General features: G+C 42.9%; 18 protein-coding genes. 12 read left to right on the top strand and 6 right to left on the bottom strand.

Annotated elements, in window-relative coordinates:
• Nucleotides 1–298: 298 nt before the first annotated feature.
• The 8 genes from pspA (at nt 299) to JC525_RS07935 (ending at nt 7979) form a co-directional block, all read left to right on the top strand.
• Complete coding sequence (gene pspA, locus JC525_RS07970) at nt 299–967, top strand: phage shock protein PspA (RefSeq protein ID WP_198815347.1); 669 nt, start codon at nt 299–301, stop codon at nt 965–967.
• Between the two features lie 62 nt (nt 968–1029).
• Complete coding sequence (locus JC525_RS07965; RefSeq protein ID WP_105930440.1) at nt 1030–1230, top strand: PspC domain-containing protein; 201 nt, start codon at nt 1030–1032, stop codon at nt 1228–1230.
• Nucleotides 1230–1592: a hypothetical protein gene (locus tag JC525_RS07960; protein WP_105930328.1), complete on the top strand. Its 363-nt coding sequence runs from the start codon at nt 1230–1232 to the stop codon at nt 1590–1592. Before JC525_RS07965 ends, JC525_RS07960 begins: the two co-directional genes overlap by 1 nt.
• Nucleotides 1593–1747: 155 nt before the next feature.
• Nucleotides 1748–2740: a DUF2333 family protein gene (locus JC525_RS07955; RefSeq protein ID WP_198815346.1), complete on the top strand. Its 993-nt coding sequence runs from the start codon at nt 1748–1750 to the stop codon at nt 2738–2740.
• A 3-nt stretch (nt 2741–2743) separates the two neighbouring features.
• The gene (locus JC525_RS07950) at nt 2744–3499 is read left to right on the top strand and encodes a TIGR04219 family outer membrane beta-barrel protein (protein WP_198815345.1); all 756 of its coding nucleotides are present in this window, start codon (nt 2744–2746) and stop codon (nt 3497–3499) included.
• 199 nt (nt 3500–3698) lie between these two features.
• Nucleotides 3699–5522 carry an assimilatory sulfite reductase (NADPH) flavoprotein subunit gene (locus JC525_RS07945; protein ID WP_198815344.1) on the top strand — a complete coding sequence of 608 codons (1824 nt, stop codon included), beginning with the start codon at nt 3699–3701 and terminating at the stop codon, nt 5520–5522.
• A complete protein-coding gene (cysI, locus tag JC525_RS07940) occupies nt 5522–7243 on the top strand; it encodes an assimilatory sulfite reductase (NADPH) hemoprotein subunit (protein WP_198815343.1) in 1722 nt (573 codons plus the stop codon). Before JC525_RS07945 ends, cysI begins: the two co-directional genes overlap by 1 nt.
• On the top strand, nt 7233–7979 hold the full coding sequence (locus JC525_RS07935; RefSeq protein ID WP_198815342.1) for a phosphoadenylyl-sulfate reductase: 747 nt from the start codon (nt 7233–7235) through the stop codon (nt 7977–7979). Before cysI ends, JC525_RS07935 begins: the two co-directional genes overlap by 11 nt.
• Here JC525_RS07935 and JC525_RS07930 read toward each other — a convergent pair.
• A complete protein-coding gene (locus JC525_RS07930) occupies nt 7976–8881 on the bottom strand; it encodes a TIGR03899 family protein (RefSeq protein ID WP_198815341.1) in 906 nt (301 codons plus the stop codon). The two genes, JC525_RS07935 and JC525_RS07930, sit on opposite strands and share 4 nt — an antisense overlap.
• Nucleotides 8882–9022: 141 nt before the next feature.
• On the opposite strand from JC525_RS07930, the gene JC525_RS07925 reads away from it, so the two are divergent.
• On the top strand, nt 9023–11248 hold the full coding sequence (locus tag JC525_RS07925) for a bifunctional diguanylate cyclase/phosphodiesterase (RefSeq protein WP_198815340.1): 2226 nt from the start codon (nt 9023–9025) through the stop codon (nt 11246–11248).
• On the opposite strand, the gene JC525_RS07920 is transcribed toward JC525_RS07925, so the two are convergent.
• A complete protein-coding gene (locus JC525_RS07920; protein ID WP_442859531.1) occupies nt 11245–11820 on the bottom strand; it encodes a uracil-DNA glycosylase family protein in 576 nt (191 codons plus the stop codon). The two genes, JC525_RS07925 and JC525_RS07920, sit on opposite strands and share 4 nt — an antisense overlap.
• A 126-nt stretch (nt 11821–11946) precedes the next feature.
• On the opposite strand from JC525_RS07920, the gene JC525_RS07915 reads away from it, so the two are divergent.
• Nucleotides 11947–12252 (top strand): hypothetical protein, encoded by a 306-nt coding sequence (locus JC525_RS07915; RefSeq protein WP_014999558.1) that lies wholly within the window; start codon nt 11947–11949, stop codon nt 12250–12252.
• Nucleotides 12253–12308: 56 nt separating this feature from the next.
• Here the strand turns inward: JC525_RS07915 and sthA are convergent, their stop codons facing one another.
• Both sthA and JC525_RS07905 read right to left on the bottom strand, forming a co-directional pair.
• Nucleotides 12309–13730, bottom strand: coding sequence for a Si-specific NAD(P)(+) transhydrogenase (gene sthA, locus JC525_RS07910; RefSeq protein WP_198815338.1), 1422 nt, complete (start codon nt 13728–13730; stop codon nt 12309–12311).
• Nucleotides 13731–13965: 235 nt separating this feature from the next.
• The gene (locus JC525_RS07905; RefSeq protein WP_198815337.1) at nt 13966–15093 is read right to left on the bottom strand and encodes an acyl-CoA desaturase; all 1128 of its coding nucleotides are present in this window, start codon (nt 15091–15093) and stop codon (nt 13966–13968) included.
• A gap of 340 nt (nt 15094–15433) precedes the next feature.
• Here JC525_RS07905 and fabR point away from each other — a divergent pair, with 340 nt between their 5' ends.
• Nucleotides 15434–16027: an HTH-type transcriptional repressor FabR gene (fabR, locus tag JC525_RS07900; protein ID WP_198815336.1), complete on the top strand. Its 594-nt coding sequence runs from the start codon at nt 15434–15436 to the stop codon at nt 16025–16027.
• Nucleotides 16028–16092: 65 nt separating this feature from the next.
• On the opposite strand, the gene trmA is transcribed toward fabR, so the two are convergent.
• A complete protein-coding gene (gene trmA / locus JC525_RS07895) occupies nt 16093–17190 on the bottom strand; it encodes a tRNA (uridine(54)-C5)-methyltransferase TrmA (protein WP_198815335.1) in 1098 nt (365 codons plus the stop codon).
• A gap of 164 nt (nt 17191–17354) precedes the next feature.
• Between trmA and JC525_RS07890 the strand changes: the two genes are divergently transcribed.
• Nucleotides 17355–18674 carry a DUF5610 domain-containing protein gene (locus JC525_RS07890; RefSeq protein WP_198815334.1) on the top strand — a complete coding sequence of 440 codons (1320 nt, stop codon included), beginning with the start codon at nt 17355–17357 and terminating at the stop codon, nt 18672–18674.
• Nucleotides 18675–18738: 64 nt separating this feature from the next.
• Here JC525_RS07890 and JC525_RS07885 read toward each other — a convergent pair whose 3' ends face one another.
• Nucleotides 18739–19203 carry an RNA recognition motif domain-containing protein gene (locus tag JC525_RS07885; RefSeq protein ID WP_198815333.1) on the bottom strand — a complete coding sequence of 155 codons (465 nt, stop codon included), beginning with the start codon at nt 19201–19203 and terminating at the stop codon, nt 18739–18741.
• Nucleotides 19204–19682 lie beyond the last annotated feature (479 nt).

Below are 19682 nucleotides of genomic sequence, written 5' to 3'. Positions count from 1 at the left end.
GGCGCTTTTTTTGTGTCTGTATTAACAAAAAACTCCCCTCAACGGGAGTTTTTTTACAAGTGGTCGATTTTACAAATACGTTGGTTAAATTCACTAATAAATTGTATTCAGCTAAATCGAATAAAAATCAATTCATGATGAATTCTTAATAAGATTATATAAAACAGTAAGTTAAATAAATGGCACAGTGATTGTAATAGTTAAAGTGTTGATAAGAACTGAGTCAGCGGTAACCAGCAGCGAGTTTGTCAGAAAGAGCGCTGGAAACCAACACACTATTTTTAACGGAGAAATAATCATGGGTATGTTTTCACGTATTAACGACATCGTCCAAGCAAACATCAATTCGATATTAGATAAAGCTGAAGATCCAGAAAAAATCATTCGCTTGATTATCCAGGAGATGGAAGAAACATTAGTAGAGGTTCGTACCGATGCTGCTCGCTTCATTGCACAATGCAAAACGTTAGCGCGTCACATAGCTGCTGCAAACAAAGAGATTGAAGGTTGGCAGCACAAAGCGCAAATCGCCATGAACAATGATAAAGAGTCATTAGCAAAAGCGGCTCTGATAGAGAAGCAAAAATATGTGTCTAAACTTGCCTCTCTTGAAGAGCAGGAAGCGCACCTTGCCGAAAGTATAGAAAAGATTCAAGGCGACACTGCTCGCTTGAACAGTAAGTTAGCGGAAGCAAAAGCGAAACAAAAGACGTTAGTTCAGCGCAAGCACTCAGCGCAAACCCGTCTTAAAGTTAAGCAAGCTGACCATGAAGGCAAAATTGATGATGCAATGATGCGTTTTGAAAGCTACGAGCAGCGTATTGAGCATTTGGAAGCACAGGTTGATTCATATGATTTGACCAAGTCCACGGAAGCTGCATCACTACAAGCCGAGTTTGACGCAATGGAAGCAGATGAGGCCATTGAGAAAGAACTTGCAGAGCTTAAAAGGAAGAAGGTCGCTTAAGCGACCTCGAATAGCCCTCGCCCATATTGTGAACATCGAAAGCTACTATTTTGGAGAAGATGATGAAATTACCATCGCAAAAACGAATTTACAGAGACCTTGATTCTGGAATCATTTCTGGTGTGTGTGCAGGCGTTGCACGTTATTTTGATATAGATGCAGTATGGGTGAGAGCGGCAGCGGTAGCGGGTTTATTCATCGCTACACCTATTACGCTGGTGGCCTATGTCGCCGCAGTTATTTTGTTGCCGAGATTAGTGTAATGAAAAACTTTCTAATTGCACTGGTGATAGCCATCGTGCTGGTGAACTGCCTTGGTAGTTTAGTGGATAGCTGGTTGGGTATGCACTTAATTATGTCGGATGAACTATTAAGCCCCTGGGAAAATGTAGCGGTATTATCTTTAATCGGTGTGGCACTCGCCATTGTAGGTTTCGTGGTTGCTGTCAGTGTAATTGGTACAATTCTACTTGCACTGGGTGCTGGATTCTTAGCGCTTCTGGTTATGGGCGTTAGTGCTTTTTGGCCAATTATACTCATCGTTATCGCGCTATATGCACTGAAAAACAGAAACTCTGCAGCGTATAAGCAGCAAAATGAGCGAAACATGCACCATACTTTATAACTAATATAATTAAATTTAAATTGTGTTAACGTAGTAAAAGATGGTGATATAACAGTATCGTCATAAAGGTTTCGCATTTTTCACATAGTATTAATAATTACAAATAGCTGACTGCAGTCGGCTATTTGTTATTTAAAAGGAAGGTTGGTGTTTATATGAGACAATCAATTAACTCAAAACGGATAGCGATTGTCGCTGTGGTGATTGTACTACTGTTCTGGCTTATCGGATGGTACTGGAGTCTTTCTCCTGACATGTTTGATATTAGGAAGCGTCTTGAACAAAACTCTTCAGTAGAAAATCCCACGAACATTGCCGGTTACACGTTAACGTCTACGATGATTGATGTGTCTCAAACATTAATCGATAAGCCTGGTGGGTATCTTTCTAACGATATTACTCCTCCTGGTATATTTTTAGACAACATGCCAGCCTGGGAGTTTGGTGCGTTAGAAATGGTGCGCGACCTTGCGCTTTCAATGCGTAAAGATTTCAGCCGCTCACAGTCTCAATCTATCGAAAACCCTTACCTTACTAAAGCCCATCCCAAATTCAACATGGATCATAAAAGTTGGGCATTACCGTCTTCTGAATCCAGCTACTCAGAAGGGATTGAACTGCTAATAAAATATAGAGATGAGCTCGCAGTTACTCGCAATTCTGACAGTCAGTTTTACACCCGTGCAGATAATTTGCGAGAGTGGTTAAAGCAAGTAGAAAAACGTCTAGGTAGCTATTCACAAAGACTAAGCGCCAGCGTAGGATCGGCTAGAGTGAATACGGATTTAGCTGGCGATTCGAATGCTAAGCAATCGTCACCCGTTGCTAGCCAGCGCGTGGTGAAAACCAGTTGGTGGAAATTAGACGATAATTTCTATGAGGCGCGTGGTGCAACATGGGCATTGCTACACTTTCTAAAAGCGGTAGAAATTGAATTTTATGATGTGCTTGAAGATAAGAATGCATTGGTCAGTCTTCAGCAGATCATTCGGGAGCTGGAGGCGACGCAGCAGTCTGTTTTCAGCCCAATGATTTTAAACGGCAGCGGTTTCGGTATGTTAGCAAATCATTCACTTGTAATGGCTAACTATATTTCACGCGCAAACGCTGCTTTAATTGAACTTTCAGAACTTCTTAATCAAGGATAATTAATGAAAAAGGGTCTTATAGCTGCCGCATTGGGATGCGCATTGTTCTCCATTTCATCTCAAGCAGACACTATTGCGGGCGTTTATGTAGGTGCACAAGTATGGCAAACCGATACGCAAGGTGGTTTCGCTGACAGCAACAACACCGCTGATTTTAATTTTGATGATGAAACCAATACGGCGCTATATATCGCCTTCGAGCATCCTGTACCTTTCTTGCCAAACGTAAAGGTTAATCACACCACATTAGACAATTCAGGTACAACAACGCTCGATGCAAACTTCACTTTTGACGATCAGTTGTTTACACAAAGTACCGTGGTTAATACAGATATAGAGCTTGATGCCACAGATTTTATTTTATATTACGAGTTGTTTGATAACGATTTAGTTAGCTTCGACCTTGGTGTAAACGCCAAGTATATCGATGGGGCACTGTTTGTTGTTGATACCGCTAGCGATACCAGTGGCTCCGCAGAATTTTCAGGCATTGTTCCAATGGCCTATTCTAAAGTGCAGATTGGTTTACCTTTCACTGGGTTATCAGCGTATTTTGAAGGGAGCTATTTATCATTCGATGATCATGAGCTAAGTGATTATCAAGCAGCCATTCAATACTCTTTCATTGAAAGCTTAGCGGTTGATATGACACTACAGGTCGGTTACAGAAATGTAACGGTTGATATTGAAGACCTTGACGATGTGTACGCAGATATGGAGTTTGATGGCGTGTTTGCTGGTTTAGAGCTGCATTTCTAAACGCCAGTATGCGAATTTAAAAGGCGTGGTTGCGTTGGCATCTCACGCTTTTTTTGTATCTTTAGCTCAACCCTACCACCACTTATTACTAAATTATGTAGCCATTAGCACTTTCAGTAATAAAAAAGTCTCTTTTATTCTTTTCTCTTCTTGATGAAAGCCGTTAGCCTTAGCAGCATTGAAAAAAGGCTAAAAGACTATGTCACAAGATTCTAATTCGAACTCAGCGCCAGGCGCGGTATTAAATGAACAGCAGTGGAATGCAATTACGCAAGCTATTGCGGGCTTAAATCGTGATCAACTAACTTGGGTAAGTGGCTATGCAGCTGGCGTGGCGGCCGCACAAGGCGGTTCGATTGCACCAGCGTTACAAAGCGCGCCGGCAGTTGCAACTGACGCTCCTACGTTAACTATTCTGTACGGCTCTCAAACAGGCAACGCGAAAGGTTTGGCGGCACAATGTCAGGCAAAAGCAGAAGAAGCGGGCTTTAATAGCAAGCTCGTTAGCATGGCAGATTACAAGCCTCGCAACTTGAAGGCTGAAACTCACCTTGCGGTGTTTGTGAGCACGCACGGTGAAGGGGATGCTCCTGATGACGCCATTGAGCTTCATGAGTTTTTAGGGGGCAAGAAAGCTCCTAAACTTGCGAGTACAAAGTACGCCGTTGTAGGTCTAGGTGATAGCAGTTACGAGTTTTTCTGCCAGACAGGTAAAGATTTTGATGAGCGCCTAGGTAAACTGGGTGGCAAAGCGATTATTGAGCGTCTTGATTGCGACGTTGATTATGAGGCTGAAGCAGAAGCGTGGCTAAATAAACTTATTGAGTCGCTAAAAGAGGATTTCAGTGCAGCACCGCAAACAGCGGTAGCGGCACAAACTGGCGCAGCGGTGCAAGGTGTAGCTGCACAAACCTACACCAAAAAAGCACCGTTTAAAGCAACGCTTATCGACGCACAGAAAATTACCGGTCGTGACTCCGTTAAAGATATTCGTCATATCGAAATAAGCCTTGAAGACAGTGGTATTACCTATCTACCAGGCGACGCTCTAGGTGTATGGTTCAAAAACGCAGCTTCACTGGTATCTGAACTTATTGGTATTTTGTCACTAGACGGCAACGCAGAAGTTTCTGTGGGTGACGCGAAAATGTCGCTTACTGAGGCGTTAACGTCAAAGCTTGAATTAACACTAAGCTATCCAAATTTCATTAAATCATATCAGGCTGCAACAGGCTCTGAAACCTTAGCTACGCTAATGGAAGATAAAGCACAGCTTCGTACTTACATGGCTGAACGCCAGATCATTGATATCGTGCGCGACCATCCAGGCAAGTTATCTGAGCAGCAGCTTGTAGAAGCGCTACGTCCACTAACGCCACGTTTGTACTCTATTGCATCAAGCCAGGCAGAGGTGGAAGAAGAAGTACATTTGACCGTGGCGCACGTTGACTATGAGGCGTTTGGACATCGTCATCAAGGTGGTGCGTCAGGCTTCTTATGTGAGTATTTGGAAGAAAATGGCGACGTGGAAGTATTTGTTGAACACAACGACAACTTCCGTTTGCCGGCGGATCCTAATACTCCCGTCATTATGGTTGGCCCGGGTACTGGCATTGCGCCATTTAGGGCTTTCATGCAAGAGCGTGACGTACAAGGCGCCGAAGGCAAAAACTGGTTGTTTTTTGGTAACCCTCATTTCACGCAAGATTTCCTGTATCAAGTTGAGTGGCAAAGTTACGTTAAGGAAGGTCTGCTTGACAAAATCACGCTGGCATTCTCTCGTGATCAGGAAGAAAAAGTATACGTTCAACACCGTCTACTAGAAAACGGAAAAGAAGTGTACGAATGGCTAGAGCAGGGCGCACACTTTTACGTATGTGGCGATGCAATGCACATGGCGAAAGATGTAGAAAACGCCCTAATTAGTATTGTGCAGGAGCACGGCGGAAAATCAGAAGCCGATGCGAAAGCCTACGTTGTAGAGTTGAGAAAAGCGAAACGTTATCAGAAGGATGTCTATTAATGAGTAACGAAAAATCACCATTTATCGTTGAGGGCAAACTGGCTGACAACGAGCGCTTAAAACGTGAAAGTAATAATTTGCGTGGCACTATCACAACAGATCTAAAAGACGATCTTACGGGTGGTTTTACCGCTGACAATTTTCAGTTGATCCGTTTTCACGGTATGTATCAGCAAGACGACCGCGATATTCGTGCTGAGCGTGCTAAACAAAAACTTGAACCGTTACACAATGTAATGCTGCGCGCGCGTTTGCCTGGTGGTGTTATTACACCCGACCAGTGGCTAGCTATTGATAAGTTTGCAGCCGACCATACAATGTACGGCAGCATTCGCTTAACGACTCGCCAAACATTTCAGTTCCACGGTGTATTGAAGCCTAAAATAAAGTCTATGCACCAAACCTTGAACAAGGTCGGTATCGACTCTATCGCAACCGCTGGTGATGTAAACCGAAACGTGCTGTGTACCTCAAACCCGGTGGAATCCGAACTACATCTTCATGCATTTGAATGGGCTAAAAAGATAAGTGAACACTTACTTCCTAAAACTCGCGCTTATGCTGAAATTTGGTTAGACGGTGAAAAAGTCGAAACAACGGAAAAGCCGGTTGAGCCTATTTTGGGTGATAACTACCTACCGCGTAAGTTTAAAACGACAGTGGTTATTCCTCCGCAAAACGACGTTGATGTTCACGCGAATGATCTTAACTTTGTTGCAATTGCAGAGAATGGTCAGCTAGTTGGCTTTAACGTGCTTGTTGGTGGTGGTCTTGCAATGACCCACGGTGACAAGAGCACCTACCCGCGTAAGGCATCTGATTTTGGTTTTATTCCGCTTGAAAACACGCTCGACGTTGCCGCTGCAGTTGTGACAACTCAGCGTGATTGGGGGAATCGTGTTAATCGTAAGAACGCGAAAACTAAATACACGCTTGAGCGCGTAGGCGTTGAAAACTTTAAAGCGGAAGTTGAAAAACGCGCGGGTGTTACGTTCCAAGAGAGCCGCCCTTACGAATTTACCGGCCGCGGAGATCGTTTCGGCTGGGTAGAAGGGATTGATGGAAAGTATCATCTTACCGTGTTCATTGAAAACGGGCGTATTTTAGATTATCCGGGGAAAACGCTCAAAACGGGCTGTGCGGAAATCGCAAAAATACACAAAGGGGATTTCCGTCTAACTGCAAACCAGAATTTGATTATTGCTGGGGTTCCGCCACAAGACAAAGACAAGATAGAAGCCTTGGCGCGTGAGCATGGACTAATAGCGCCCTCAATTTCTAATCAGCGCTTAGATTCAATGGCTTGTGTGGCATTACCAACCTGCCCATTAGCGATGGCGGAAGCAGAACGCTATTTGCCAGATGCCGTAACTGAGTTAGAAGGTTTGCTGGCAAAACATGGATTGGAGAACGACAGCGTTATCTTCCGCGTCACTGGCTGCCCAAATGGTTGTGGACGCGCTATGTTGTCTGAAGTTGGCTTGGTCGGAAAAGGACCGGGTAAATATAACCTCCACTTGGGGGGCAATCGAGAAGGTACGCGTATTCCGCGTATGTATCGAGAAAATATTAGTGAACAAGAAATCATGACAGAGCTTGATACGCTGCTGGGGCAATGGGCTACAGAGCGTGAATCAGGTGAAGCCTTTGGCGATTATGTTGTTCGCGCTGGTGTTGTAAAACCAGTAGTAGACTCCGCACGGGATTTCTATGACGAATAATACAGCAGAAAAGCAGCGACCACTTACGCTAGATATCAGCAAAGAAGCTTTGGCTGATATCAATGAAATGTTAGAGCAGATGACGGCGCAAGAGCGGGTCGCTTGGGCGCTGGATAACTTGCCTGATACTCATATTGTGTCTTCGAGTTTCGGAGCACAATCGGCGGTTATGCTGCATATGCTTACTAAAGTACAACCGGATATCCCGGTTGTACTTACGGATACTGGCTATCTTTTCCCTGAGACTTACAAGTTCATTGATGAACTGGTTGAAAAACTCAACCTAAACTTGCATGTCTACAGTGCAAGTATGTCATCTGCATGGCAGGAAGCGCGATTTGGCAGACTTTGGGAACAAGGCATCGACGGTATTGAGAAATACAACAAGATGAACAAAGTTGAGCCTATGCAACGTGCTTTGAACGATCTTGACGTGGGCACGTGGTATGCGGGGTTACGTAGAAGTCAATCAGACACGCGGGGCAAACTTCCAGTTCTCCAAAAAGTAGGGCAACAGTTTAAAATGTACCCTATTATCGACTGGAGCAATAAAGACCTCCATTACTACCTTAAAGATAATGAGCTGTCTTATCACCCGCTTTGGGAACAAGGCTACGTATCAATCGGCGATTGGCATACCACGCAGTCTTTGCAAGAGGGAATGAGTGAGCAAGATACGCGTTTCTTTGGGCTAAAAAGAGAATGCGGTCTTCATGAATTTGGTGATGGTATTTAACTAATGTTAAATACCTCATTCAACACCAGTTTGAGTTGATTGAGATACGCTTCATTTTGCGATTTGGGCACCAGCTTATAAAGTTCGCTGCCCACCGAGGTGAACTTATAATAAACCAGTGCTACGCCCGAAGATTTGCACGTTAACGTCATCAAATCATTGTTGCATCGCCACGACACTTCCTGACCTTCTGCGTATTCACCGCTTTCTATTTCACTGGCATAAATCAGTTTCATTTCCTGCAAAGAGAGTAAATCAGGATAACTCAGCCCAATTGTAGATAAATTTATTTGCTCAGGGATGGGTTTTCTAAATAAAGAAAGCAGACCCTTACGCCTGTGATATCCGACCAAAATGCGCGGAACTGCATCGTTGTTTCGACGACTCGCTATATTTACCGCTTTATTAAAAACTTTCGCATCGCGATGTGTAAGTGTTTTTAAAAGCTGAAGGGTTCTTAGAGAAAAACTGCCTGGTCGTGCTACCTCAACAGCAAAGATTTTTCCCCATAATTCTTGCATTGGGGGGCTGTAAATTTCCTCTGCCATTGAGCTAAAAGCGAAAAACCAGTCCGGGTCAAGATTCTCGCTAGTTTGTTCGTTGATTGTGACATTTAGTGCTATATTTAATACAGCTTGAAGATTACTCGCTTTTTGGGTTTCTAAAATATGTTTTCTTCGTTCCAGCGCATGTTTTTGCTTTTTAGGATCGGAAGAAAGCATTGCAGGGCTTATACCCACCCTAGCGAACCATGAAATCATGCGTTGACGGCCAGCATCTGCTTTCATCGAACCGGAAACCTTTTCCGTTGAAGCTTGATCTGTCGCGGCGTTGACCTTTTGACTATCAGTTGCCTGTGGTTTCTTTACCTCTGGTGAAAAGTGTTGGGGGGTAATCTTCATAATGCGTGTATGATTGAATGTAACATTGCATGTACCATAAGAGCACTATTGCACTGCATAGATATTTTATCAATGTGAACGTCCTCTAAATGCGGTGCTTAGCACATTCTTGTTTTGTATGTATCGAGGAAATGAGCGGTAATGTCGGAAATGGATTACGAAAACGACGAATTAGTGTTTTTAGATGACGATAGTCCAGCGGAAGAGCAGTCTTTACTCGGCAAGGACTGGAATATTCTCATCGTAGACGACGATGAAGAAATTCATACAGTAACGCGTCTTGCGTTATCCGACCTTATTGTTAATGAACGTAAACTCAACTTCATTAATGCGTATTCTGCAAAACAGGCAAAAGAACTTCTTCACGAATACGGCAACACCATCGCCATAATTTTACTCGATGTCGTTATGGAAACAGACGATGCAGGATTTGATGTTGTTAAATATATTCGTGAGGACATGAAGTTACTTGAACCGCGAATTATTCTGCGTACAGGTCAGCCCGGCTATGCTCCCGAAGAGCAAGTGATTAAACTTTACGATATCAATGACTACAAAACGAAAACTGAGCTGACGCGCGCAAAATTACTCACCACTATTATCTCTTCCCTTCGCTCTTACCAGCAAATCATGACGATTAGTCAAAGTAGGGCAGGGTTGGAAAAGATAATAACTTCTTCAGCAAACTTGTTTGAAGAGCATTCAGTTAAAGAGTTTTGCGAGGGTGTTGTCACTCAGATTAGCTCACTTATAGGGCTAGATACCGAAGGCTTATTATGCGCTAGAGCCGGTGCGTTGTTAGATAGAGACGATGAGGGCGTATATGTGCTCGGTGCCGCAGGAGAATATGCGAAATTTATAAATCATCCCGTTTCTGACGTTAAAAATATTGAAATAGAGGAAAATATAGGCCGCTGTTTACGTATTAAAACCCACATATTCGAGCGAACTTGCACCGTACTTTATATTAGTCGTGCGGGTTTTGAAGCCGCGGTTTATGTCAGACAAACCAAGGAAATCAGCGAATTAGATAAAAACCTGCTAGAGGTGTTTTTATCTAGCATTTCCGTTGGTTACGAAAACGTAAACCTTTTCCATGAATTAAGAAATGCGGCATTCCGCGACTGGTTGACCCGTCTTCCCAACCGCAACGAATTTATCAATATGTTGGATAAACCGCATTTGTTTGCTGGCGAAAACTGCAGTGTTGCACTCATTGATGTGAATCACTTCTCCGATATTAACGATGGGTTAGGACAGGAAGTTGGTAACGAGTTACTTCGTGCAATCAGTGATCGGTTCCAAACAGCATTCGACGGAACTGTCAAGAAAGGCCGAATAGGCGCAGATGTTTTTGGTCTTATTGGCCCTAACGAATATGTTTGCCCTGAAGCTGTTAACGCTGTTTTTCAATCTTCTTTTAAAGTAGGCGATCATACATTGCCAGTTAATGTGACGGTTGGCTTTTGCAAACTGGATAGCAAGCGAAATATTGGGCTTGAAATTTTAAAGCGCACCAATATCGCACTAAATCGAGCGAAAAAGAACCTCACTGACAACTTCGAATACTACGCCAAAGATATTGAAGACCAGACAACTTGGCGTCTTGATATGATACGAAGATTGCGTAGTGACTTCGCGGCGAAAAAATTGGAGTTGTGGTTCCAGCCTCAGGTCGATTTACTTAGTGAAAAAGTTGTGGGCATGGAAGGTCTGCTTCGGTGGCCAGATGGTGAAGGCGGATATATCTCGCCCGCAGTTTTTGTTCCTCTTGCTGAATATTCTGGGCTTATTGTTGATATTGGCGAATGGGTATTAGAAGAGTCGTGCAATCGTCTGTTAGAACTAAGAGAAAAAGGTTACGGGCATCTTCGTGTTGCAGTTAACATTTCAATACCACAATTTCGAGATAGGTTTTTCGTAGAAAAAGTTAAACAAGCGCTATCTAAGCCCAATATTGATCCTAGGCTATTAGAATTAGAGATCACCGAAAGCGTTGTAATGGATGAGCCTCAAATAGTGATTGATGCGCTACGCTCCCTTAAAGAGTTCGGCGTTAAAATTGCTATCGACGATTTTGGAACAGGTTTTTCTTCCATGAGTTATCTGCAACAGCTTCCCTTAGACAGGCTGAAAGTAGACCGCTCATTTGTTAAGGATATTGAGCCTGGCGCCAGTGCCGTACTAGCAGAAACAATTGTTACATTAGGTAATAAATTGGGCTTATTAACGATAGCAGAAGGTGTGGAGAAAAGAGAGCAGGCTAGCTATATGATAAAACTTGGGTGTGACGAGGCACAGGGCTATTTATATGCTAAGCCGATGCCGTTTGAAGCGCTACTGGCGTATTTAGCATCGCACGACTAGCCATGCAATGCTTTAAAAACTTCATTTTGCAAAAGAGGCAGACTCTCAGTTTCAAACCACTTGTTCTTGGCTAACCATCGATTATTCCTGCCTGATGGATGAGGTAGAGCAAAATATCTCTCGGGCGAAGTAAAAGTAGTTTTAACTGCTTCTGTAAGGGTTTTATACTTTGGCAAATAAAACTGTTGCGCGTAACGGCCTACGTAAATAGTAATCGAAGGTTGTAGGAAGGCGATAAACCTTTCATGCCAAGCAGGCGCGCACTCTTTTCGTGGAGGTGCATCTGAACCGTTCTTATAGCCTGGGAAACAGAATCCCATGGGCAAAATTGAAATGCATTTTGGATTGTAAAAAACCGCCTTATTTACTGATAACCAATGACGCAATCTATCGCCGCTAGCATCATCAAAAGCAATTCCGCTCTCATGCGCTTGTAAACCAGGCGCCTGGCCGATTATTAGAATCTTAGTAAAGGGAGCGGTGCTGAAAATGGGATTGGGTTTATGAGGTAAGGCGTGGGCACAAAGTGAACATTTCTGGGCTTTCGCTACCCATTCATCATGCGCTTTCAAAAAAATCTCCAAATATTCCTCACTGTCATACTTCTGTAATATTCATGTGATCTAAGTTTGACTATCGAATGTATATACAGTATCGTTAATGCTAACAGTATTAGACTGTACCACAGGAGAAGACACATGCGTAAAGTAGTACTAACATTAGCTCTATCAGCAGCCTTTGGTATTGCGCATGCGGAATCTGGTGACAACCAGCTTTTCGATTGCATGGATGCAAAAACATTCGAAATGAATAACCAATGTATGTCAGATAAAATCGGCAATAACATTCGTTTCCGTGATGCACAGGCAAAGCTTATCGACATTGCAAGCGAAAGTCAGGGTGACTACGCCATTGCAACAATGACATTCGATCAAGAAAATATGCACATCGATATCGTAGCTCACAAAGACTCGCTTAATGCGCTTGCTGCGAACCGTAACTAATTTTTAGTTAACGCATATAAGCCGGCGATAATTTCGCCGGCTTTTTTATTTGCCCGTCAGAAAATTCTGTTTAAGCCATTTATGGCGGCTACACGATAAGCCTCAGCCATTGTTGGGTAGTTAAAGGTGGTATTTACAAAGTAATCTATTGTATTGCCTTCGCCTTTTTGTTGCATTATGGCTTGTCCAATGTGAACAATTTCCGACGCACGTTCACCAAAGCAGTGAATCCCTAAAATCTCTTTCGTTTCACGGTGAAACAAGATCTTTAGGCTACCCGTTTGGGTCGACGCAATTTGCGCTCTGGCCAGATGTTTGAACTGCGCACGACCTACTTCATAGGGCACTTTTGCGGCAGTCAGCTCTTGCTCTGTTTTACCCACTGAGCTAATTTCCGGAATGGTGTAAATACCTGATGGAATGTCTTCTACCAACGCAGAATGTGTTTTTATACCCAGCATTGCTTCGGCGGCAAATCGACCCTGGTTATAAGCGGCTGAGGCTAAACTCGGATAACCAATCACATCCCCAACCGCAAATACATTGTCTACGTCAGTCTGATAGTTTTCATTCACTTTCAACTGGCCCCTGCCATCAGCTTTCAGGCCAATATTTTCGAGTTTTAATGTATCTGTATTACCCGTACGTCCATTGGCAAATAATAAACAATCGGCACGCATACGCTTGCCTGACGCTAAATTCAAAATTACCGAATCGTCAGAGGCTTCAACTGAAGAGTAGGTTTCGTTGTGACGAATAAGCACGCCGTTATTCCATAAATGATAGCTAAGCGCGTCAGAGATCTCGTCGTCGAGAAATGACAGTAAGCGATCACGCATGTTTACAAGATCAACTTTTACCCCCAGACCTCTAAATATACTGGCATATTCAGACCCAATAACACCCGCACCATAAATGATAATGGACTTGGGATCGTGATCTAAAGACAAAATAGTATCTGAGTTATAAATACGTGGGTGATTAAAGTCGATATCTTTGGGGCAATAGGGGCGCGATCCCGTAGCGATAGCAATTTGCCCTGCGGTAACGGTATCTTTAGAACCATCTTTTCGCGTTATTTCGAGAGTGTGGGAATCGACAAAACTGGCTTCGCCGTGAAATAGCGTTACGCGGTTTCGATCGTAAAAGGATGAGCGAAGGCGAGTTTGGCTTTTAACTACGCCGCTAGCGTGGCTCATAATGTCAGAAAAAGTAAGGCTTTTGCTTAAGTGATTGTCAGCAAACAAAGGTGATGAATTATATTCAATAAGTCGGCTCACTGAATGACGAAGCGCTTTAGATGGGATGGTACCCCAATGGGTACAGCCACCGCCTACTGCCTCGTAACGTTCCACTACCGCTACCTTTTTACCGGCTTTGGCTAGTTGCATTGCCACACCTTCTCCACCAGGGCCCGTACCTATAACAATTGCATCGTAATGATACGATTGGGCGTTTGGTTTTTGCTTCGTTGCCATATTACTTTCCCGTATTGTTACTTGTGTGAAGTGGCGCTTGAAATCGAAATGACCGCCATATAAATTCAATGCTGTAGCTTAAATATTTGAGTTTTTAAAAGGGCAAGCTACATATTTAAGCTTGACTCACTCTTATATATCTACCTTACTTGATGTGTTATTCCAACTATAGAACAAAAAAAACCACATAAGCGTTGGCTTACGTGGTTTTTTACAATGCTGAGAACAGAAACATTTACGCCATTTGAAGCGACAGGCTCTGTAAATGCGTCCATTTTTCTTTTTGAACAGCAAAAGCATGTTTTAGCTCTTTGTATTTATACGCGAGCTCCAGCCCATCAAGACTGCGTTTTAATGTACGTTGCTTAACGCGCATTATGCGTTTTTTAGTGGCGTAATAGTCGCTCATTCGCTGCATCAATAAATCGTATTCTTCTTGAATAGTGTGCATCATTTCTTCTGCATTAGGTAACAAAGACACTTTTTCACTTGCTCTTTGCAACTGCATCGCCGCAAGTGCTTTTTCAATGCGCTCCTCTGGCACCTTGCGAAGATTTGTTGTTAGCCCAACAAACGACAACCCTTTAATTAGCCATTTCGTTGGATCAAATTGATACCAGCGAATACCGTTGCGATAATCGTATTCAAAAATGTGATGATAGTTGTGATAGCCCTCACCAAAAGTGAAAAATGCTAATACGCCATTATCTCGTGCCGTGTTCTTATCGGTGTAAGGCTGACTTCCCCAAAAATGCGCGAGAGAATTGATGAAAAACGTCACATGATGCACAAGCACTAGACGAAGTACCCCTGCTACCAAAATCATCCCAAGCACATCACCATTCAGGTACCCTAATAGCGCGGTAACACCGAAGTTAGCGGCAAGGACAATAGGCAAGTAGTATTTGTGTTGCCACATAACCACTTTGTCTTTTTGCAGGTCTTTGCAGTTGCTGTAATCATCGTAACGTTTAGCTTGATACTCGCGAAGCATCCAGCCGATGTGGGCGAACCAGAGCCCTTTTTTTGCTGAGTATGGATCTTTGTCATTATCATCAACATGACGATGGTGCACACGATGGTCAGAAGACCAATGCAAAATGCTATTTTGCAACGCCATAGCACCACCTATTGCAAGAATGACTCTCACCACAACATTGGCGTCATAGGTTTTGTGTGACCACAAGCGGTGATACCCAGCAGTGATCGACATACCTGTGAAGTAAAATAAGAAGATAGCAGTACCGATTTCTGCCCAATCGATACCTTGGTACGCCACCCAAAGCGGCACACCAATAAATGCAATTGCGCCTGATATGATGAATACCAGCACATTAGTTAGGATAAGAGGAGGTTTGTTCATTTTATACTACTTGGCTTACAACTGTTCGCTAATTTATCGTTTTACGGAGCTTCAGGCAAGCAAAACCCGGATAAGTTCTGCTTACATGTGTAAAACTTAATTATAGTAAACCTAACGTAGAACGCGCTTATTTATTCATTTTTTCTGCTTAATACTTGTTTATAAAAGAGATGATTTGGTTTCTCTTTCCCCATTAGCCTGTGTTGCGATAAACTACACACGCTAGTCTTTAATGTAAGAAGTATGATTGCGTTAATGGCTATTAAGATGACGAGGGCGTTAATTTCAAGGCGCTGAAAATCAGCATGCCGTGACACGCTAATCAACCAATGGTGCGAATGTGAGTCGACAAGAACAGAAATTAAAAACCCGCCAAAACATTATTCATGCTGCGTTTTCATTGTTAGATGAAAACCGCAGCTTATCGGCAATCAGCTTACGCGAAGTAGCCAGAGAAGCGGGTATCGCACCAACGTCTTTTTACCGACACTTTAAAGATATGGACGAATTGGGGCTAACGCTGGTGGATGAAGCGGGTTTAGCGTTGCGTCAGCTTATGCGCCAGGCAAGACGTCGTATTGCCTCAGGAGGCGGCGTTATCCATACGTCTGTTGAGACCTTCATGGAGTTCATCGCCGCCAATACGAATGTGTTTAGACTTCTTCTTAGGGAACACACGGGTACATCGTCTGCTTACCGGCTAGCAGTATTCAGGGAAATTCAGCATTTCATCGACGAATTAACCGATTATATTATTGAACAGCAGGGCGTGGAGTATGCATGCGCGCAGCTTCAAGCAGACGCTATGGTAAGGCTGGTATTCAGTGCTGGCGCAGAGGCGCTAGAAGCAGATGAGAAACTTCGCCGAGAAATTGGTGAGAGAGTAAAAGCACAACTTCGCTTTGTGCAAGTTGGCGCGACGCAGAAAGGCTAGCCTAGGGTTATTAGCAAAACTTGTATAAGACTGAACCTAGCGCAAGCCTTTTTATTTTACTCAAATCAGCTTTTGCGTGTAAGTAAAACGCCTGCTTCAATGTGATGCGTAAAAGGGAACTGATCAAAAAGCGCTGATTCTGCAACTTCATGTGTTTCGCTCAGCAATTCAAGATTCTGCGCTAGGGTTTCAGGGTTACACGAGATATAAACAATGTTGTCGTAGTCCTGAATCATTCTCAATGAATCTTCATCTAAGCCTGCTCTTGGAGGATCCACTAAAACCGTAGTGAAGTTATACGTGCTTAAATCTATGCCTTCCAAACGACTGAATGTGCGCTCACCCTTCATGGCCTGAGTAAATTCTTCAGCAGCTAATCTCACGATCTTCACGTTGTTAAGCTGATTTTGCTCAATATTAAACTGAGCCGCTTGCACAGAAGGTTTCGCAATTTCAGTTCCCACTACATTATCGAAATGAAGTGCTAGCGGCAGTGAAAAGTTACCCGCACCACAATACATTTCTAATAGGTCGCCTGATAATGCTTTCACACAGCTAAGTGCCCATTCAATCATCTTGCAATTTACTTCTGCATTTGGCTGAGTGAAGCTATTTTCTATATGCTTAAAAATAAATTCCCTACCATTTACTGGTAAACGCTCAATAACAAAATCGTTGTCGATAATAAGCTTTTGCTTTCTAGCTCGACCAATGATGTTTACTTTCGGAAAATGAGCTTCGAGCGTCGCTTTTAGCTTTCTTGCTGCCTCTTCCCATTTTTCATCTAACTGACGATGATATAGAAGGCTGATAACAAGCTCACCAGATAGCGCAGAAAGATAATCTATTTGAAAAAGCTTCTTTCTTAGTGATTCGTTTGGTCTAACTTCCTTAAGCAATAGTGCCATGGCATCGTTTATTGCTTTACACGCAGGGGGGAAGCTATCTACGCGGTACTTCTCTTTCGTTTCTTGATTGAACATGATGTGAAATAAGTCATTTCCCTCATGCCAAACTCTAAACTCGGCGCGCATACGGTAGTGCGTTGGTTGAGACGGGAACACAGAAAGTTCAGGCGCATTAAATGGAGAAAGCAACGCGGTGAGACGATCTACTTTTTCGTCTAATTGAGCTTCATAGCGTTGTTGTTCAGTCGCGGTCATAAAATTCTCCATTCACAGTTAAGGGCGCGAATTGTAGACCCTTATAAAATAACTGCAATACACCCAGCATGAATCTGAGCCCTTAGCTGAAAAAAATCTGTATTAAAATTAAACAATATCGATTCTTTGCCGATAATATGAAAGAGGATAGTGAGGATCAAATTATGAACGTGGGTCAAATCAAGGCTTTCATGAACGAGCAAAAGGTCGATCAGAAAGCTGATCAGAAGGCTTCTGTTAACCCAAATGAAGCGTTAAAGAAGCAATTGCAACAAGATGGTTTGCAACAGGCGGCCGAATTTTCTAAACAACAAGCGGCGTCGGTATCCATGTCTAGTAGTCAAACTAGCATTGGCATGAGAATCGTCAGTACGAGTTTAAGCCAATCTTTGGAAATAGACGGGCAGAAGCCAAAGGACGTCAAAGAAAAGAATTTAGATGAGAAGTCGAATAGTTTGTTCGACTTTGAAAAAGTGGCAAGAAATGTACTCAAGTTTGTAGGCGGTGTTATTCGCGGAGCCGCCGATGGTGGTGCAAGTGATGAGAAGTTAAATGGTTTATTTAGCCAAGCAAGAGAGGGCGTAAGTCGAGGCTTTGCTATGGCTGAAAAAGATTTAGCCGGTTTTATGAATGAAGAGATCGAGCAAGGAATGACAAAAAGCCGCGACCTCATCGACACGGGTATCGACGATCTGGAGACTGATATTTTTGGTCGCGAGCAAGCTAATGCTGTCACACTTTCGTCGTTAAATGCCGTTGCTGCATCTGATGAGAAAAGTGGTAGTTTGACGATCAGAACGAAAGATGGCGATGAAGTAAGCTTTAGCTTCGAAAGTTTGCGGTCGTTTCAGGCATCTCAGCAGCTAAACTTTGAAGCTCAGACATCTGAAGGACAGTCAAGCGCAGAAAATGGTGAGCAAAGTGGAACTAACTTCTCTGCGTCTTATACTCAGCAAACTTCTTATCAATACTACGAACGAAGCGGTATTAGTTTCTCATTAAAAGGAGAGCTTGATGAAGATGAATTGGACTCGATAGCTGATTTGGTTGGGCAAGTTCAGGACTTAGCTGACACTTTCTACAGTGGCGATATCGATAAGGCATTTGAAGAGGCGCTAAGTTTAGGCTTTGACGACAAGGAATTAGTGGGTTACGCACTGCAGCTAAATAGAACCACACAAACGGAAGTGCTGAAAACATACGAGAACATACAGCACTACAATGAAGATAACAGCGATAACGCCAAATACGGTAACGTGGTAAGTCCAGTAGCCCAGTATTTAGAAAAGATGATGGATACGTTTGCCAATGCAGAGAATAAGCTAGCAAGTAGCGAAGACTACAATGCGTTAATTGCTGGACTGATAAACGAAATGAAAGATGTGCAGGTACCAGACTTAATTTCTGCTATTAACAGGTTTCGATCTTTTAATCAGACCTTACTAGACGGGCTGCCTCAATCTGCTGAAACTAACGAGTCTTAAATCTGCTTGATATGAAAAAGCCCGGAGCAAAATGCTTACCGGGCTTTTGTATATGCGAATGTAATTATTCGTGATCGACTTTGTCTTTCGCTGGGCGAACTTTTAATGTGCGCTCTTGAAAGATAGAATCGTTTGTCTTATCGATAACGCTATTCAGATCGTCTGTCACAACTTCGATAAAGCCGTAGCCTTTTCGTTTTCCCGTTTTTCGATCTTTCATTAATCGAACTGACTGTACTTCAATAAAACTGCTGAAGTACTCTTTCACAGCGTTTTCGTTAGCACGGTAAGGCAAATTACCTACATATAAGGTTTCTATCGATCCTTCATTAGAATGTACTCTGGCATCTGAGGAAGATGGACTTTGAATAAGAGACGCTAGCCATGGAGTAACGATACCGCTAATCAGCAGAGCTGCTGAAACGGTTAGTGGAACATGAACGTTTAAACTAGCAGAAGAAAATAACAAGTAACCTGCAATTGCAAAAATAGCGCTAATAACAGCGCATTGAATAAAGCCTACTTTCATATACCTACCTTTCTATTGTTTATTATGGTGTTGGAGGCTGTATACAGTTTACTCATTTGTAACAATTAGAACAATAAAATGTGAAAAAACTAGTCGAAAGATGCATTGAGTCGATAGAAATGATGCAGAAATGAGCGGTTAACACTAAAAATGTCTTAAAATGCAAAAAAATCCCATTCAAGTGTTGATCTTTCTCAGCAGGTATCTATAATGCGCTCCACGTTCTGAGGGGGCTTCGAGAAAAACAAAGTCAACTTGGCAACAAACGCGAAACCACGTTTTCAAACAAACAAAAAGTTTAAAAACAGGGTTGACATCGAAAATAAACGATGTAAAATGCGCACCTCACTCGAACAGGGTGAGCCACTAAGAAGCAGCGGCTTCTAGTGAATTGCGACGAAGTCGCAATGTTCTTTAACAATTTAGACAAGACAATCTGTGTGGGCACTCGTTAAGAGTGTCAACATAACGACGATTCA

The organism is Alteromonas sp. IB21 (assembly GCF_016405965.1).
In the GTDB taxonomy this organism is placed as follows: Bacteria; Pseudomonadota; Gammaproteobacteria; order Enterobacterales; family Alteromonadaceae; genus Alteromonas.
This window is presented reverse-complemented; position numbering and strand designations above follow the sequence as displayed.

Bases quoted from the DNA above. Each gene is read 5' to 3' on its own strand.
- pspA (WP_198815347.1), top strand. From the start codon at position 299: ATGGGTATGTTTTCACGTATTAACGACATCGTCCAAGCAAACATCAAT.
- JC525_RS07965 (WP_105930440.1), top strand. From the start codon at position 1,030: ATGAAATTACCATCGCAAAAACGAATTTACAGAGACCTTGATTCTGGA.
- JC525_RS07960 (WP_105930328.1), top strand. From the start codon at position 1,230: ATGAAAAACTTTCTAATTGCACTGGTGATAGCCATCGTGCTGGTGAAC.
- JC525_RS07955 (WP_198815346.1), top strand. From the start codon at position 1,748: ATGAGACAATCAATTAACTCAAAACGGATAGCGATTGTCGCTGTGGTG.
- JC525_RS07950 (WP_198815345.1), top strand. From the start codon at position 2,744: ATGAAAAAGGGTCTTATAGCTGCCGCATTGGGATGCGCATTGTTCTCC.
- JC525_RS07945 (WP_198815344.1), top strand. From the start codon at position 3,699: ATGTCACAAGATTCTAATTCGAACTCAGCGCCAGGCGCGGTATTAAAT.
- cysI (WP_198815343.1), top strand. From the start codon at position 5,522: ATGAGTAACGAAAAATCACCATTTATCGTTGAGGGCAAACTGGCTGAC.
- JC525_RS07935 (WP_198815342.1), top strand. From the start codon at position 7,233: ATGACGAATAATACAGCAGAAAAGCAGCGACCACTTACGCTAGATATC.
- JC525_RS07930 (WP_198815341.1), bottom strand. From the start codon at position 8,881: ATGAAGATTACCCCCCAACACTTTTCACCAGAGGTAAAGAAACCACAG.
- JC525_RS07925 (WP_198815340.1), top strand. From the start codon at position 9,023: ATGTCGGAAATGGATTACGAAAACGACGAATTAGTGTTTTTAGATGAC.
- JC525_RS07915 (WP_014999558.1), top strand. From the start codon at position 11,947: ATGCGTAAAGTAGTACTAACATTAGCTCTATCAGCAGCCTTTGGTATT.
- sthA (WP_198815338.1), bottom strand. From the start codon at position 13,730: ATGGCAACGAAGCAAAAACCAAACGCCCAATCGTATCATTACGATGCA.
- JC525_RS07905 (WP_198815337.1), bottom strand. From the start codon at position 15,093: ATGAACAAACCTCCTCTTATCCTAACTAATGTGCTGGTATTCATCATA.
- trmA (WP_198815335.1), bottom strand. From the start codon at position 17,190: ATGACCGCGACTGAACAACAACGCTATGAAGCTCAATTAGACGAAAAA.
- JC525_RS07890 (WP_198815334.1), top strand. From the start codon at position 17,355: ATGAACGTGGGTCAAATCAAGGCTTTCATGAACGAGCAAAAGGTCGAT.
- JC525_RS07885 (WP_198815333.1), bottom strand. From the start codon at position 19,203: ATGAAAGTAGGCTTTATTCAATGCGCTGTTATTAGCGCTATTTTTGCA.